This is a genomic window from Streptomyces sp. NPDC057099 (genome assembly GCF_042671245.1).
In the GTDB taxonomy this organism is placed as follows: domain Bacteria; phylum Actinomycetota; class Actinomycetes; order Streptomycetales; family Streptomycetaceae; genus Streptomyces; species Streptomyces purpurascens.
In genome coordinates this window covers 83,238-99,166 of record NZ_JBHUTX010000028.1, presented here as the reverse complement: position 1 = coordinate 99,166, position 15,929 = coordinate 83,238, and the positions used below count along the sequence as shown (strand labels likewise).

The following is a 15,929-nucleotide window of genomic DNA, read 5'->3' as shown; positions in this document are numbered from 1 at the left end:
CCTCTCGGGCTTTCCTCCGGGCGCTTCCCTTCGGTCTTGCGTTTCCGACTCTATCAGATCTTTCCGATCCGATTTCCTCGGTGCTTTCCAGGTTCCCGCTTCCGCGTTTCCCTTTCCGGCGGTTCCGACTCTATCAGATCCTTTCGGGCCTGACTCCCAGTCAGAGGGGATTGTCTTTGCGGCTGTTGGGCCGTTCCGACGAGTGAGACTTTAGCGGATTCCCCGGCTCCCGAGCGAATCGGGGGCCGCGTCCTTTCGAACGAGGATTCCTCATTCCGTAAATACGCATACCAATGAAACGACGACAGCTGTGCTGCGCATCGAAGAGTGGTGGGTACTTCCGGAGTGGCTGCCCGGGGACCGACCGGAGTCGGCGCTCACGTCGGGCAACTCGGAGAACACTACGGATCGGGTCTGGGCGTGTCAACTCAAGGGCGGGCGGCACTCCAGGGGCGTAGTCTCAGGTGCATGACGACGCGTACGTGCACCCAGCTGTGGTGGGCCGCCTGACGGCGGCCGTTCGCACGTATGCACTCAACGGCCGCCGCTTCGGCGGCCGTTCTTGTTTCTCCCTCCGGAACCACCGAGGGACGGCCGCCCGGGGCGGCGGTCCTGGCCAGGAGGTGGAGGAGAGATGACACGGGTCTTCAGCGGGGTCAAGCCGACGGGGCATCTGACGCTGGGGAACTACCTGGGAGCCATGCGGCGGTGGGCCGCCGTCGACCAGTACGAGGCCGATGCCTTGTTCTGCGTCGTCGATCTGCATGCGCTGACCGTGGAGCACGATCCGGCGCGGGTGCGCCGGCTGAGTCGGCAGGCGGCGACGTTGCTGCTGGCGTCCGGGCTGGATCCGGACGCGTGCACGGTGTTCGTGCAGAGCCATGTGGACGAGCACGCTCGGCTGTCGTACGTGCTGGAGTGCGTGGCCACCGACGGTGAGATGCGGCGGATGATCCAGTACAAGGAGAAGGCCGCGCGGGAGCAGCGGCGGGGTGGGAGTGTGCGGCTGTCGTTGCTGACCTACCCCGTGCTGATGGCGGCGGACATCCTGGCCTACGGGGCCGGTGAGGTGCCGGTCGGGGACGATCAGCGCCAGCATGTGGAGCTCGCGCGGGACATCGCCGTGCGGTTCAACCAGCGGTACGGGCACACGTTCGTGGTGCCTCGGGCCACGCGTCCCGAGGTCGCGGCCCGGGTGATGAATCTGCAGGATCCGATGTCGAAGATGGGCAAGAGCGACGACGTCGGGCCGGGGATCGTCTATCTGCTCGACGAGCCGGACGTGATGCGGAAGAAGGTCATGCGGGCGGTGACCGACAGCGGGCGGGAGGTCGTCTACGACCGGGAGGCCCGGCCGGGGCTCGCGAACCTGCTGGAGATTCTCGCCGCCTGCTCGGATGGGAGTCCTGAGGAGCTGGCGGGTGCGTATCAGTCGTACGGGGCGCTGAAGAAGGACACCGCCGAGGCCGTGGTCGAGGAGCTTCGGCCGGTGCGGGAGCGGCACAAGGAGTTGTGCGCGGATCCCAGGTATGTGGAGCGCGTGCTGCGGGACGGGGCGGAGCGGGCTCGGGGGATGGCCCGGCCGACCGTGGATGCCGCCTACAGCGCGATCGGGTTGCTGCCGGCCGTGTCGGAGGTGGCCGTTGCCGGTGCTGGTGCCGGGGTGACCGTGTGAGGTGACGAGGGCGGTGGGGGCGGGTGGATCGGCCCGCCCCCGGTCGCTCAGCTGTTGTTGCCGGAGGCCAGGGCGCGGCTGCGGTCGCGGGCGGCTTCGAGGGCGGCGATGAGGGCGGCTCGTACGCCGTGGCTCTCGAGTTCGCGGATGGCGTTGATCGTCGTCCCGGCGGGGGACGTGACGTTCTCGCGGAGCTTGACCGGGTGCTCGCCGCTGTCGCGGAGCATCGTCGCGGCGCCGATGGCGGACTGGACGATCAGGTCGTGGGCCTTGTCGCGGGGCAGGCCGAGGAGGATGCCGGCGTCGGTCATGGCTTCGACCAGGTAGAAGAAGTAGGCCGGGCCGGAGCCGGAGAGGGCGGTGCAGGCGTCCTGCTGGGACTCGGGGACGCGGAGGGTCTTGCCGACGGCGCCGAAGATCTCCTCGGTGTGGGCGAGGTGGCCTGCGGTGGCGTGGGTGCCGGCGGAGATGACGGACATCGCCTCGTCGACGAGGGCGGGGGTGTTCGTCATGACGCGGACGACCGGGGTGTCGGGAGCGAGGCGCTCCTCGAAGTACGCCGTGGGGATGCCCGCGGCGCCGCTGATGACCAGGCGGTCGGCGGGGACGTGGGGGGCGAGTTCGTCGAGGAGCGTGCCCATGTCCTGCGGTTTGACCGTGAGGATCAGGGTGTCGGCGGTCTTCGCGGCTTCCGGGTTGGTGACCGGGATGACGCCGTAGCGGGTGCGGAGTTCGTCGGCTCGTTCCTGGCGGCGGGAGGTGACCAGGAGGTCGGCCGGGTTCCAGCCGGCGCGGATCATTCCGCTGAGCAGGGCTTCGCCGATCTTGCCGGTGCCGAGGACTGCGACTTTCTGGGTCATGGCGCGGGGTGCCTCCGGGGGTGCGTCGTCCGGTGTCCATCGTCGCATCGGGGAGGGCGGGGTGGCTCGCGTGTCCGGTGGGCGGGATGTCGGGCGGCGGCCCGGCTCACGCCGTCCTGCGTCGTAGCGTCGCCGCGCCCAGGGCCAGGACGAGGAGGGCGCAGCCCGCCACGATCAGGGCGTCGCGTACGAAGGTGGCCGTCATGTCGGTGTGGTGGAGGACCTCGTTCATGCCGTCCACGGCGTAGGACATGGGGAGCACGTCGGAGAGGGTCTCCAGGACCGGGTGCATGGTGTCGCGCGGGGTGAACAGGCCGCAGAGCAGGAGCTGGGGGAAGATCACCGCCGGCATGAACTGGACCGCCTGGAATTCCGAGGCCGCGAAGGCCGAGACGAAGAGGCCCAGGGCCGTGCCGAGGAGGGCGTCGAGGAGGGCCACCAGGAGCAGGAGCCAGGGGCTGCCGGTGACGTCGAGGCCGAGGAACCAGACCGCGAGGCCCGTGGCCAGGGCGGACTGGATGATCGCGAGGGTGCCGAAGGCGAGGGCGTAGCCGGCGATCAGGTCGCCCTTGCCGAGGGGCATGGCGAGGAGGCGTTCGAGGGTGCCGGAGGTGCGTTCGCGCAGGGTGGCGATGGAGGTCACCAGGAACATCGTGATCAGCGGGAAGATCCCGAGGAGGGACGCGCCGATGCTGTCGAAGGTGCGGGGGGTGCCGTCGAAGACGTAGCGGAGCAGGAGCAGCATCACGCAGGGGATGAGGAGCAGGAGCGCGATGGTGCGCGGGTCGTGGGTGAGCTGGCGCAGGACGCGGGTGGTGGTGGCGGTGGTGCGGGCCGCGCTCAGGGCTTTCGGTGGGGTGTTCGGTGAGGTGTTCGATGTGGTGGGGGTGAGCGTGGTCGTCATCGCGTTGTCTCCTTCGGGCGGGCTGCCGCCTTCGCTTCGTCCACCAGGTGCAGGAAGGCCTCCTCGACCGTTTCGGCGCCGGTGGTGGTGCGCAGGGCTTCGGGGGTGTCGTCGGCGAGGAGTTCGCCCTCGCGCATGAGGAGGAGGCGGTGGCAGCGCTCGGCCTCGTCCATGACGTGGGAGGAGACGAGGAGGGTCGCGCCGCGGCTTGCCGCGATGTCGTGGAAGAGGTTCCAGAGGTCGCGGCGCAGGACCGGGTCGAGGCCGACGGTCGGTTCGTCGAGGACCAGGAGTTCGGGGGTACCGAGGAGGGCGACGGCCAGGGAGACGCGGTTGCGCTGGCCGCCGGAGAGGTTGCCGGCCAGGGCGTCGGTGTGGGTGGTGAGGTCGACGTCGGCGATCGCGCGGGTGACGTTCTGCCGGCGGCGGTCGGCTGCGGATCGGCCGGGGTCGAGGATCGCGGCGAAGTAGTCGAGGTTCTGGCGGACGGTCAGGTCGTCGTAGACGGACGGGGCCTGGGTGACGTAGCCGATGCGGGTGCGCAGGGTGGGGTGGCCTGCGGGGCGGCCGAGGACGTCGAGGGTGCCGGTGACCTTGGCCTGGGTGCCGACGATGGAGCGCATGAGGGTCGACTTGCCGCAGCCGGAGGGGCCGAGGAGGCCGGTGATCTGGCCTCGGGGGACGGTGAAGGCGAGGTTGTCGAGGACCTTGCGGGGGCCGCGGGTGACGGTGAGGTTCTCGGCGTGTACGGCCGTGGGGTTCGTGTTCGGGCCGGGGCGTGGTGAGCCGGGAGCATTATTCATCATGTGATGAATAATGCTCCCGGCGGTGGGGTGCGTCAAGCAGGGGGCCGGGGTGGAGTCAGCCTTTGGTCTTGGCGAGCAGGAGGACGACCTCGTAGACCTCCTCGACGAAATCGTCCGGGAAGGCCCTGAGCAGGTGCTCGCGTTCCGCGGCGAGGAAGGACGCGGTGTGTTCCTCGCCGTGGACCAGGAAGACCGAGTGGCTGGCGATGTTGGCCAGGTGGGTGTCGACCGGGACGCGGCGGCTCCAGCGGACCGTGCGGCGGGTGAAGTCGAGGCGGCCGGTGGGGTCGGCGGCCTGGGCGTTGACGTTCCGCTTCTCGGCGGAGATGTCGATGCTGAAGTGGCGTGCGGTGCGGGCGGCGGCCTCGGCGATCCAGGGGACGTCGAGGGCGTCGGTGTTCCACCAGAGGGCGAGTGCGCCGCCGGGGCGCAGGACGCGGAGGGCCTCCGGGACGGCTCGGGCGGGGTCGGTCCAGTGCCAGGCCTGGGCGTAGGTGACGAAGTCGAGGGAGGCGGTGGCGAGGGGGAGGTCGTCGCCGGTGCCGCGGACGAGGGGGATGGCGGGGAGGGTGCGGCGGAATTGCGCTGCCATGCCGTCGCCGGGTTCCACCGCGATGACGTCCGCGCCTCGGGCGTTCAGGAGGGCGGTCGCTATGCCGGTGCCCGCGCCGATGTCTGCGACGCGGGAGCCGGGGAGGGGGTGGCCGGCCAGGTCTTCTATCGCGTCGAAGAGGGCTGGGGGGTAGGAGGGGCGGTTGGCCGCGTATTGGGCTGCGGCGGTGTTGAAGGAGTGGGCTCGGGCGGATCGGGTGGGTTCGGGGGTGGGGGGTTCGGTGAGCTTGGGTTCGGTGGTGGGGCGGGCTCCGGGGGTGGGGTGGTGGGCGGTGGGAGGTGTGGTCATACGGCCATGGTGGCCGGGGGTGGGGTGGGGTGCGGTGAGATTTCGGTGAGAGGGGGCGGGCTATGCGCGGCGGCGTTTCTTGCCCGGGCGGCGGGTGGTCTTCTTCTCGTGTCGCTTGCGGGCTGCCTCGTACTCCTCGCGGTGGAGCTTCTCGCCGGGGGCCTCGGTGAGGGAGCGGAAGAAGTACGCGAGGAGGGAGCCGACGAAGCCGATGGCCAGGAGGCCGCGGAGGGATGCCTGGCGTTCGGGGTCGGGGCGGCGGGTGAAGCCGTCCCAGGTGTGGCGGAAGGCCATCGCGCTGCAGATCGCGAACATCACGATCATGAGGAGTGAGACGAAGCCGCCGATCGCGGCGATCTGGAGGCCCTGGTAGGCGAGGCGGAGGACCAGGCAGGCGGCGGCCGCGGTGGCCAGTGAGCCGATGGCTACGGCTATGCGGCGGGGGGTGTAGCCGTTGTCGTGGTTCAGCCAGGTCGTGCCGAAGAAGCGGAGGGGTTCGGGGGTCGGGCCGGGGGGCGGGGTGCCGGTTTCTGCGCTCACGGGCTGATTATCGCGCGGGGGTGTGGGGTGCCTGCGGCGGCCTGTGCGGGTTTGGTGGGGGTGCGCGTCGCGCCTGCGCGGTGGGGGTGGGTCGGGGCCGTGTCGGGGGGTGTCCGTCCTCGGAACGGCGCGATGGGGTTGCGTACCGACTCGCTGTTCGTTGACGCGCCAACCGCTGCGGGCGGACAGCCCCCGACACGTCCCCTTCTCGCCGTACGCGGGTGCGGGCTCGTCCCGGCTGAGCTGCCGCACGCCGCGGGCGGCCCGCAGTGGGGGCGGGCCGCTCGCGGTGGGGTGGTGCGGGTCAGGAGCAGCGGGGGCGGATGTAGCCGTCGCTGCCGGTGTTCACGTAGGCGTCCGAGATGTACTGGCCGCTCGCGATGTTGTCCCAGATGGTGGTCGTGCCGTACGGGCCCGTGACGCGGGTGCCGGGTGTCTGGCAGTGGATGGCCACCCGGGCGCCTTCCGGCAGGGTCCTGACGACCGGGTAGCCGGTGCCGGGGCCGCTGCGGACGTTGAGGCTGACGCCGGGTGCGATCGAGTAGTACGTGGCCGCGGCGGCCAGTGTGGTGACCACCGGCATGCCGGTACTGGGACTGACCTGTTCTACAGACATGAAAATCCTCCCCCGTTGAACCCCATGGCAGCCATGGGGTCCCGTTGATTCCCCTGAATCACGCCATCAAACGCTTGTGCGTGATTCGCCAGCGGAGGCTAGCAAGCCGCCTCTGTCCCGTACGAGTCATCGACTAGGCTCCGTGCGTCGCGCGCGCGCGTACGAACAGCACGGGGGTGGTTCCATGGCGGCGCAGGGAAACGCCGGAGCGGGCCCGGAAGCGGAACTTCCTGAATTTGCCGGTCACTACCGACTCGAAGAGTGTCTGGGTTCGGGCGGCATGGGGGTCGTGCATCTGGCCCGGAGCACCTCCGGGATGAAGGTGGCCGTGAAGGTCGTGCACGCGCAGTTCGCCGAGGACCCCGAGTTCAGGGGGCGTTTCCGGCAAGAGGTGGCTGCGGCCCGGCGAGTCAGCGGGGCCTTCACCGCGCCCGTTGTGGATGCCGATCCCGAGGCCGGGCGGCCCTGGATGGCCACGCTGTTCATCCCGGGGCCGACGCTGGCCCAGGAGGTGAAGCGGAACGGGCCCTTGGCCCCTGCGCAGTTGCGGCAGGTGATGGCCGGGCTCGCGGAGGCGCTGCGCGACATCCACCGGGTCGGGGTCGTGCACCGGGACCTGAAGCCGAGCAACGTCCTGCTCGCCGAGGACGGGCCGAAGGTCATCGACTTCGGCATATCCCGGCCAAAGGACAGCGAGTTGCGCACCGAGACCGGGAAGCTCATCGGCACGCCGCCCTTCATGGCGCCCGAGCAGTTCCGGCGGCCCAGGGAAGTGGGGCCCGCCGCCGATGTCTTCGCCCTCGGGTCAGTGATGGTGCACGCGGCCACCGGGCGGGGGCCGTTCGACTCCGACAGTCCCTACGTCGTCGCGTACCAGGTGGTGCATGACGAGCCCGAGCTGACCGGCGTACCGGAACAGCTGGCGCCGCTCGTGCTGCGGTGTCTCGCCAAGGAGCCCGAGGACCGGCCCTCGCCCGACGAGTTGATGCGGGAACTGCGGTCGGTGGCGGCCTCGTACGACACGCAGGTGTTCATACCGGCGCAGCGCTTGGACGAGACGCCGGATGCGGGTGAGGCGCCGGGTGCGGGTGAGCCGCCGGCCGTCGCGGGCCCGCGTCGGTCCAGGCTGCGCCTCAGCAGGCGGGCCGCTCTCGGGGCCGGTGCCCTCGGGCTGGCCGTCGTCGGCGCGATCGCGGCGGTGCCCTTGCTCGGGGGCGGTTCCGCACCGGCTCCCGCGGTCAGCGCACCGCGGACCACGGCTGCCGCCTTCACGGCGTGGACGGCGACGCCGTTGTCCCGGACGGGTGGCACTCCTTTGTGCTCCTACGCGGCCGGGAAGTTGCTGTGCGCGCAGAGTGGGCTGATCTTCGCTCTGGATCCGGCCGACGGGCGTCTGCTGTGGAAGTACCCGCTGGAGGGAATCGCCGCCGAGGGGCCGGCGAGTGAGGCCCCGGTCGTGTCGGGTGATCGGGTGCTGGCCGGGCTCGGCCATGGGCAACTGCTGACCCTGCTCGACCCGGACTCGGGTGATGTGGTGCGGCGGCAGGCCATGACCATGAACGGTGGGGTGCAGTCGGTGGGAGGGATGGTGCTCCTCACCGCGGCCGACGGCACGGTGACGGGTGTGGACAGTGCCTCCGGGGACGTGAAGTGGCGTCAGCCGATTCCGGGGCAGGAGGTGCCGTACTTCACGGCGTTCCCCGGGGATCCGCTGGCGTACGCGGCGACCGTGTCCGGTGACGGGGCCACGACGAAGGTGACGGCGGTGGATCCCCGTACGGGCGAGGTGCGGTGGGACGCGCGGCTTGAAGGGGCGTTGGAGCCGATCGGGACGGTGGATGGGCGAGTTGTGTTCGTCTCCGTCGACGCCGTGCGCGGGGAGGCGCGGGCCGTGGTGCGGTACAGCCCGGAGGGGCGTACGACCGAGCGGGTGCCGTTGCGTATCCCGTTGCAGGGAGTTCAGGGCAGTGTGCGTGGGGACGTCGTCCATCTGATGGCGGACGGCGGGGGGCTGGTCGCCGTCGACCTGGAGGCGCGCGAGCAGCTGTGGAGTCTGCAGACCGGGGTGGCCCGGGGGTCCGTGCCCGTCGCCGACGATCGGCACGTGTACGTCACCACGCCGGACGGGCGGCTGCTCGCCGTCGACGGGCGGCGCGGGAAGCTCGTCGGGCAGACGTCTCCCCGGCTGGCGGACCAGTCGGACCGGGTTCCGGCCACGCTGCCCACGCCCGTGGTCGTGGACGACCATGTCTACGTCGGTGCACCGGACGGCACCGTCTTCGCCGTGGACGGACGTGATCCGGCCGGCTGGTAGGGGCCGCCGCCTTGCGGGGCGGCCCCCGGGGGCTCAGCCGAGCTTCGACACGTCCCGGACGGCGCCCTTGTCCGCGCTGGTCGCCATCGCGGCGTAGGCGCGCAGGGCGGCGGAGACCTTGCGGTCGCGGTTCTTCGGGGCGTAGACGCCGTTGAGCGCCTGCTCGCGGCGGGCCAGTTCGGCGTCGTCGACGAGGAGTTCGATGGTGCGGTTGGGGATGTCGATGCGGATGCGGTCGCCGTCCTCGACGAGGGCGATGGTGCCGCCGCCGGCCGCCTCGGGCGAGGCGTGGCCGATGGAGAGGCCGGAGGTGCCGCCGGAGAAGCGGCCGTCGGTGATGAGGGCGCAGGCCTTGCCGAGGCCGCGGCCCTTCAGGTACGAGGTCGGGTAGAGCATCTCCTGCATGCCGGGGCCGCCCTTGGGGCCCTCGTAGCGGATGACGACGACGTCGCCCTCCGTGATCTGTTTCAGCAGGATCTTCTCGACGGCCTCCTCCTGCGACTCGCAGACGACCGCCGGGCCCTCGAAGGTCCAGATCGACTCGTCGACGCCGGCCGTCTTCACCACGCAGCCGTCGACCGCGAGGTTGCCCTTGAGGACCGCGAGGCCGCCGTCCTTGGAGTACGCGTGCTCGACGGAGCGGATGCAGCCGCCCTCGGCGTCCTCGTCGAGGGACGCCCAGCGCTCGGACTGGGAGAAGGCCTCGGCGGAGCGGACGCAGCCGGGGGCCGCGTGCCACAGTTCGAGGGCCTTGGGGGACGGGGAGCCGCCGCGCACGTCCCAGGTCTTCAGCCAGTCGGCGAGGGTGGGGCTGTGGACCGAGTGCACGTCCTCGTTGAGGAGGCCGCCGCGGTGCAGTTCGCCGAGGAGGGCGGGGATGCCGCCGGCGCGGTGCACGTCCTCCATGTAGTACGTGCGGTCCTTGGCGACGTTCGGGGCGACCTTGGCGAGGCAGGGGACGCGGCGGGAGACCGCGTCGATCTCCGTGAGGCCGAAGGGGACGTCCGCCTCCTGGGCCGCGGCCAGCAGGTGCAGGATCGTGTTGGTGGAGCCGCCCATGGCGATGTCGAGGGCCATCGCGTTCTCGAACGCCGCGAAGGTGGCGACGTTGCGCGGCAGGACCGTGTCGTCGTCCTGCTCGTAGTAGCGGCGGGTGATGTCCATGACCGTGTTCGCCGCGTCGACGTAGAGCTGCTTGCGCGCGGTGTGCGTGGCCAGGACCGAGCCGTTGCCGGGGAGGGAGAGGCCGATGGCCTCGGTGAGGCAGTTCATCGAGTTGGCGGTGAACATGCCGGAACACGAGCCGCAGGTCGGACAGGCGTTCTCCTCGATACGGAGGATGTCCTCGTCCGAGATCTTGTCGTTCACGGCGTCGGAGATCGCGTCGACCAGGTCCAGCGTGCGGACCGTGCCGTCGACCAGCGTGGCGCGGCCGGACTCCATCGGGCCGCCGGAGACGAACACCGTCGGGATGTTCAGGCGCAGGGCCGCGTTGAGCATGCCCGGCGTGATCTTGTCGCAGTTGGAGATGCAGATCAGGGCGTCGGCGCAGTGGGCCTCGACCATGTACTCGACCGAGTCCGCGATGAGGTCCCGGGAGGGCAGGCTGTAGAGCATGCCGCCGTGGCCCATGGCGATGCCGTCGTCCACCGCGATGGTGTTGAACTCGCGCGGGATGCCGCCGGCCTCGACGATCGCCTCGCTGACGATCCGGCCGACCGGCTGGAGGTGGGTGTGACCCGGCACGAACTCGGTGAAGCTGTTGGCGACCGCGATGATCGGCTTGCGGCCGATGTCCGCACCCGGTACACCGGAGGCCCGCATAAGGGCGCGGGCGCCCGCCATGTTGCGGCCGTGGGTGACTGTGCGGGACCTCAGCTCGGGCATCGTCGCTCGCTCCTTCAGAGACTGCGTCAGAGGATTCGGAGATTTCTGACTGCTATCGAGCGTACGCCCGTCATCCAGAGGGCGGGACGGCGTGTCCGAAATGCGGGATGAGTATCTCGGCCGACGGCTGCCCTCGGCGGGTCAGGGTCCGGTGAGGTGGCCCTGGACGACCGGGGCCAGGCGCTCGATGATCTGTTCCGGGTCCGCCGAGGCCAGGGGTTCGACCTTGATGACGTAGCGCAGCATGGCCGTGCCCACGAGCTGGGCGGCGGCGAGTTCGGCCCGCAGTTGGGCGTCCGGCAGGTCCAGGCGGCCGGCGATGCGGCTCAGCACCTGGGTGGCGACGATCCGGCGGAAGACTGCGGCGGCGGTCTCGTTGGTGACGGCCGAGCGGACGATGGCGAGCAGGGGCGCGCGGGTCGCTGGGTTCTCCCAGATGCCGAAGAAGAAGCGGACCAGGCGCTCCCCCACGCTGTCGAGCGGGCCCTCCTCGATGGCCTTCGGGGCCTCGATGGCGGGGGCGAAGGACTGGGTGATCGCCGCCTCGAAGACCTGCTCCTTCGTGCCGAAGTAGTGGTGCACGAGCGCCGAGTCGACCTCGGCGGCCTTGGCGATGCCGCGCACGGACGTCTTCTCGAAGCCGCGCTCGGAGAACTCGTCCCGGGCGGCGGTGAGGATGCGGTCGCGGGTGTCGGCGGACTCCGTGCGCGGGGGGCGGCCCCGGCGGCGGGCGGTGGTGCCGGTTCCAGTGCCGGTTCCGGTGCCGCCGGTTCCGGTGCCGCCCGGGGGCTCGTGCGAGGGCCGGTCGCTCATCGTCGCGGCACCTTCACCGCCGAGGCCAGGTGCAGGCGCGTGAAGGCCAGCGCCTCCGCCAGGTCGGCCTCCCGCTCCGCGCTCGACATGGCGCGGCGGGTGTTGACCTCGATGACGACGTGCCCGTCGAAGCCGGTCAGGGCGAGCCGCTCCAGCACCTCGGCGCAGGGCTGGGTGCCGCGGCCCGGCACCAGGTGCTCGTCCTTGGCCGATCCCCTGCCGTCGGCGAGGTGGACGTGGCCGAGGCGGTCTCCCATGCGGTCGACCATGGCGAGCGCGTCGGAGCGAGCCGTGGCCGTGTGGCTGAGGTCGATCGTGAAGTGCCGGTAGTCGTCCTTCGTCACGTCCCAGTCGGGGGCGTACGCGAGCATCTCGCGGTCGCGGTAGCGCCAGGGGTACATGTTCTCGACGGCGAACCGTACGTCCGTCTCGTTGGCCATGCGCCAGATCCCGGTGACGAAGTCCCTGGCGTACTGGCGCTGCCAGCGGAAGGGCGGGTGTACGACGACGGTGCTCGCGCCGAGCTTCTCGGCCGCCGCGCGGGCCCGCTGGAGCTTGGTCCAGGGGTCGGTGGACCAGACGCGCTGCGTGATGAGCAGGCAGGGGGCGTGGACGGCCAGGATCGGGATCTGGTGGTAGTCGCTGAGTCTGCGCAGGGCCTCGACGTCCTGGCTCACGGGATCCGTCCAGACCATGACCTCGACTCCGTCGTAGCCGAGGCGTGCGGCGATCTCGAAGGCCGTGGCCGTCGACTCCGGGTAGACCGAGGCCGTCGACAGGGCGACCTTCGCGTCCGGGATCTTCACGGCTGGCTCTGCCATGCAGGACAGATTACGGGGTGTGGTCGGGGCGGGGCGGGGGGCCTCTTCGCCGTTGTGGTGTTTGCCACGGCGGGGGTGCATGTCCTTCGCAGCTCTCTTACGCGGACTCCCATGCTCTCTTACGCGGACTCCATGTGGTCCAGGCGTCGCAGGATCACGCCCTCCCGCAGCGCCCACGGGCAGATCTCCACGCGCTCGACGCCGAACAGGTCCATCGCGGCCTCGGCGACCAGGGCACCGGCCAGGAGCTGGTTCGCCCTGCCCTCGGAGACGCCCGGCAGCTCGGCCCGTTCCGCCTCCGTCATGCCGGCCAGCCTCGGGACCCAGGCCTCCAGGGACTCCCGCTTCAGCTCGCGCTGGACATAGGGGCCCTCGGCGGAGCGGGCGGCGCCGGCGATGCGGGCCAGCTGCTTGAAGGTCTTGGACGTGGCCACGACATGGTCGGGCGAACCGATACGGCTGAACTCGCCGACCGTGCGGGCGATCTCGGCGCGTACATGGCGGCGCAGGGCGCGGACGGCGTCCGGGCCGGGCGGGTCGCCGGGCAGCCAGCCGGAGGTGAGGCGGCCGGCGCCCAGCGGCAGCGAGACGGCCGCGTCGGGCTCCTCGTCGATGCCGTAGGCGACCTCGAGGGAGCCGCCGCCGATGTCCAGGACCAGCAGTTTCCCGGCCGACCAGCCGAACCAGCGGCGGGCGGCGAGGAAGGTGAGGCGGGCCTCCTCCTCGCCGGTGAGGACCTGGAGCTCGACGCCGGTCTCGGCGCGCACGCGCGCGAGGACGTCATCGGCGTTGCGGGCCTCGCGCACGGCGGAGGTGGCAAAGGGCAGCACATCCTCGACGCCCTTGTCCTCGGCGGCCTGGAGCGCCTCGTGGATGACCGAGACCAGCTGGTCGACGCCGTGCGGGCCGATCGCGCCGTCGTCGTCGAGGAGCTGGGCGAGGCGCAGTTCCGCCTTGTGCGAGTGCGCGGGCAACGGGCACGCGCCGGGATGCGCGTCCACCACGAGCAGATGCACCGTGTTCGATCCCACGTCGAGGACACCGAGTCTCATGTACGGAACGCTACTGCCAGCCGGGCCGTCCGCCGTCCTCGGTAGGGGGATGAGGCCCGTACCCTGGACATGTGCCAAAGACGAAAAAGGCGAAGCGCGACAAATCATCGGGTGCCGCGGTGTCCGACGAGAAGGGCCTCGACTTCGCCCGCGCGTGGGTGGAGTTTCCTGATCCGGCGGACGACGAGCAGGTCTTCCGCTGCGATCTGACATGGCTGACCTCTCGCTGGAACTGCATCTTCGGCAGCGGCTGCCAGGGCATCCAGGCCGGCCGCGCGGACGACGGGTGCTGCACGCTGGGTGCCCACTTCTCCGACGAGGACGACGAGAAGCGGGTCGCCGAGCATGTGGCGAGGCTCACGCCGGACATCTGGCAGAACCACGCCGAGGGCACGAGCAGCGGCTGGATCTCCGAGGACGAGGACGGCGACCGGCAGACGCGCCCCTTCCAGGGCTCGTGCATCTTCCAGAACCGGCCCGGCTTCGAGGGCGGCGCGGGCTGCTCGCTGCACATCCTCGCCCTGAAGGAGGGCCGCGAGCCGCTGGAGACCAAGCCGGACGTGTGCTGGCAGCTGCCGGTGCGGCGGACGTACGAGTGGATCGACCGGCCCGACGACACGCGCGTGCTGCAGGTGTCGATCGGTGAGTACGACCGCCGCGGCTGGGGTCCGGGCGGCCATGACCTGCACTGGTGGTGCACCTCGGCGACCTCGGCGCACGGCGCGGGCGACCCGGTGTACGTGTCCTACCGGCCGGAGCTGATCGAGCTGATGGGCAAGGCCGGCTACGACCGGCTGGTCGAGCTGTGCGAGGAGCGGCTGGCCTCGCAGCTGCCGTTGCTGGCTCCGCATCCGGCGGATCCGGTCGACTGATCTGCACTGACGGCGGCTGACCTGCGTCGATGTCGGCTGAGCCGCGTTGACGTCGGCTGAGCCGCCTCGTTGTCGGCCGACGTGTGTCTATGACGTGGACGGGCCGGGGTCGTCGCCCTCCGGGGGCGGGGGCGTCGGGTCCGTCGGGTCGCTCGGGCCCGGGTCGGTGGGCGTGGGGTCCGGGTCGGGCGACGGGGGCGGAGTCGTCGGCGTCGGGTCGGGGTCCGGTGCCGAGGCCGTGGGCGTCGGGTCGGGCTGGTGCGGTGGCGGGTCGCTGGGGTGAGGGGCCGGGCCGGGGCCGGGATCGGTGGGGGTGGGCGCGGTGCCGAAGCCCTCGATGTGGACGACGGCGCCGACGGGTGCGATCGCCACCCGCGCCTGCCAGGGGCCGGAGGGCTCCCGCAGGTGGTCGACGTACACCTTGATCGTCAACGACTCGCCGGGCCGGAGCGTTCCCGAGGACTGGCTGAGGTAGAGCCAGTCGGCTCCCGTGGAGGCGGACCAGCGGACCGGGGCCGGGCCCGTGGCGGCGAGGGTGATCAGGGTGGTGTCGCCGGTGTTGTCCGCCGTGACGTCCAGGGCGCTCTCACGGTCTGCGACGGCGACGCCGATGACCTCCACGGACACGTCGGCCTTGCCGTTCTTGCCGAAGCGGGGGCCGGGTCTGGTGCTCGCGTTGCCGGTGTTCTCGTAGCCGCCGCCCGCCATCTCGCCGTCCAGGCCGAGCGGGTCGTCCACCTCGAGCGCGGAGGCGGAGCGGCCGTCCTGGCCCTCGCCCACGGGGGTGCCCCGGTAGGCGGCCCACAGGGCGAGCACGGGGGCGGCCACGACGGTGGCGACGACGGTCGTGGTGACGGCACGCGCGCGGAGACGGTCCCTTCGGGCGGCGCGGTCCTTGGGGTCCATCGGATAGCCGCGCCGGTCGAAGCGGGGGGCGGCGCCACGCGCGCGTGGGTGGTGGGCCATGGCGACGTGCAGGGCCGCGAGGGGCGCGGGCAGGACGGGCAGCGCGGCGGGCGTGACGCTGGTGCCGGGCCAGCGGCCGGGCATGGCGCGCTCGGCGGTGCGGCGGCAGCGCGGGCAGTCGTCGACGTGCCGGACGAGCTCGCGGCGCAGGGCCGTGCCGAGCACGAGCCGGTCGTCGCCGACGAGGTGGGCGACGCTCGGACACGCCCCGGTCTCGACCACGGCGAGGGCCGCACGCGTGCGTTCGACCTCGCAGGCGGCGGAGGCGAGCAGGTCGCGGGTGGTGGCCAGGTCCATGCCGAGGACGGCGGCGACCTCGTGGGCGGCGAGGTGATGGCGCACGGCCAGTTCGAGCGCCTCCCGCTGCTCCGGGGTGGTGCCGGCGGCCTCCGGCCAGGCCAGCAGGGCCAGTTCGCCGCGACGCCGCTCCTGGACCTCCTCGGAGAGGGCCGGGGCGGCCGGCCGGTCGACGCGCTGTGCGCGGCCCGCCGCATGGCTGCTCGTACGTTTCTGCTTGGCCTCGGCCAGCCCCCGCAGGCACGCCCAGCGGGCCAGCGCGTACAGCCAGGCCCTGCGGTCCGCGGGTGCCTCGGGGACGTGCCGGCCGCGGCGTTCGGCGAGCGCGAGGACGTCGCCCAGGGCGGCGGTCGCGGCGTCGTGGTCGCACAGCACGGACAGGCAGTAGGTGAACAGGCCGTCCAGGTAGGGCTCGTAGCGCGCGGGCGGCCGCTGCACCAGCGTGCGCGCCGCACCGCGGTCACGCGCTTCCCGGTGCGCCCGGTGGGCGCCGGCCGAGCGGGTCGAGATCTCCGGCGTACTGCTCGTCATTCGGCGACCGTAGGGGGCCGGGAGTGTTACCTTCCGGCGGCTTGAGCACATTTAATCCGTACGGGTGAAACGAT

Annotated in this window: 14 protein-coding genes; 3 read left to right on the top strand and 11 right to left on the bottom strand. The window is 71.5% G+C overall.

Going from position 1 to position 15,929, the window contains the following annotated elements; genetic code table 11:
• The first annotated feature begins 634 nt into the window (after positions 1-634).
• Positions 635-1,675: a tryptophan--tRNA ligase gene (gene trpS / locus ACFT4A_RS28345; RefSeq protein ID WP_382835216.1), complete on the top strand. Its 1,041-nt coding sequence runs from the start codon at positions 635-637 to the stop codon at positions 1,673-1,675.
• A gap of 47 nt (positions 1,676-1,722) precedes the next feature.
• On the opposite strand, the gene proC is transcribed toward trpS, so the two are convergent.
• From proC to ACFT4A_RS28315, 6 genes are all read right to left on the bottom strand, one after another.
• Entirely contained in the window at positions 1,723-2,535 is an 813-nt protein-coding gene (proC, locus tag ACFT4A_RS28340) for a pyrroline-5-carboxylate reductase (protein ID WP_382835213.1), read from the bottom strand.
• Positions 2,536-2,641: 106 nt separating this feature from the next.
• Positions 2,642-3,439, bottom strand: a complete 798-nt coding sequence (locus ACFT4A_RS28335) for an ABC transporter permease (RefSeq protein WP_382835211.1) — start codon at positions 3,437-3,439, stop codon at positions 2,642-2,644.
• Entirely contained in the window at positions 3,436-4,245 is an 810-nt protein-coding gene (locus tag ACFT4A_RS28330; protein ID WP_382835209.1) for an ABC transporter ATP-binding protein, read from the bottom strand. The genes ACFT4A_RS28335 and ACFT4A_RS28330 overlap by 4 nt, the downstream gene beginning before the upstream one ends.
• Positions 4,246-4,300: 55 nt before the next feature.
• Positions 4,301-5,146, bottom strand: coding sequence for a class I SAM-dependent methyltransferase (locus tag ACFT4A_RS28325; RefSeq protein WP_382835206.1), 846 nt, complete (start codon positions 5,144-5,146; stop codon positions 4,301-4,303).
• Positions 5,147-5,206: 60 nt separating this feature from the next.
• A complete protein-coding gene (locus tag ACFT4A_RS28320) occupies positions 5,207-5,686 on the bottom strand; it encodes an EamA/RhaT family transporter (RefSeq protein WP_382835203.1) in 480 nt (159 codons plus the stop codon).
• 304 nt (positions 5,687-5,990) lie between these two features.
• A complete protein-coding gene (locus ACFT4A_RS28315) occupies positions 5,991-6,302 on the bottom strand; it encodes an SH3 domain-containing protein (RefSeq protein ID WP_382835200.1) in 312 nt (103 codons plus the stop codon).
• 184 nt (positions 6,303-6,486) lie between these two features.
• Between ACFT4A_RS28315 and ACFT4A_RS28310 the strand changes: the two genes are divergently transcribed.
• The gene (locus tag ACFT4A_RS28310; RefSeq protein ID WP_382835198.1) at positions 6,487-8,616 is read left to right on the top strand and encodes a PQQ-binding-like beta-propeller repeat protein; all 2,130 of its coding nucleotides are present in this window, start codon (positions 6,487-6,489) and stop codon (positions 8,614-8,616) included.
• A gap of 33 nt (positions 8,617-8,649) precedes the next feature.
• Here ACFT4A_RS28310 and ilvD read toward each other — a convergent pair whose 3' ends face one another.
• The 4 genes from ilvD to ACFT4A_RS28290 all read right to left on the bottom strand — a co-directional run bounded on the left by ilvD (position 8,650) and on the right by ACFT4A_RS28290 (position 13,189).
• Complete coding sequence (ilvD, locus tag ACFT4A_RS28305) at positions 8,650-10,503, bottom strand: dihydroxy-acid dehydratase (protein WP_382835195.1); 1,854 nt, start codon at positions 10,501-10,503, stop codon at positions 8,650-8,652.
• Between the two features lie 141 nt (positions 10,504-10,644).
• Positions 10,645-11,316, bottom strand: a complete 672-nt coding sequence (locus tag ACFT4A_RS28300) for a TetR family transcriptional regulator (protein ID WP_382835193.1) — start codon at positions 11,314-11,316, stop codon at positions 10,645-10,647.
• Positions 11,313-12,137 (bottom strand): sugar phosphate isomerase/epimerase family protein, encoded by an 825-nt coding sequence (locus tag ACFT4A_RS28295; protein ID WP_382835190.1) that lies wholly within the window; start codon positions 12,135-12,137, stop codon positions 11,313-11,315. Before ACFT4A_RS28295 ends, ACFT4A_RS28300 begins: the two co-directional genes overlap by 4 nt.
• 119 nt (positions 12,138-12,256) lie before the next feature.
• Entirely contained in the window at positions 12,257-13,189 is a 933-nt protein-coding gene (locus ACFT4A_RS28290) for a Ppx/GppA family phosphatase (protein WP_382835188.1), read from the bottom strand.
• A gap of 71 nt (positions 13,190-13,260) precedes the next feature.
• On the opposite strand from ACFT4A_RS28290, the gene ACFT4A_RS28285 reads away from it, so the two are divergent.
• On the top strand, positions 13,261-14,061 hold the full coding sequence (locus ACFT4A_RS28285) for a hypothetical protein (RefSeq protein WP_382835185.1): 801 nt from the start codon (positions 13,261-13,263) through the stop codon (positions 14,059-14,061).
• Positions 14,062-14,148: 87 nt separating this feature from the next.
• Here the strand turns inward: ACFT4A_RS28285 and ACFT4A_RS28280 are convergent, their stop codons facing one another.
• Entirely contained in the window at positions 14,149-15,855 is a 1,707-nt protein-coding gene (locus tag ACFT4A_RS28280; protein ID WP_382835182.1) for a hypothetical protein, read from the bottom strand.
• Positions 15,856-15,929 lie beyond the last annotated feature (74 nt).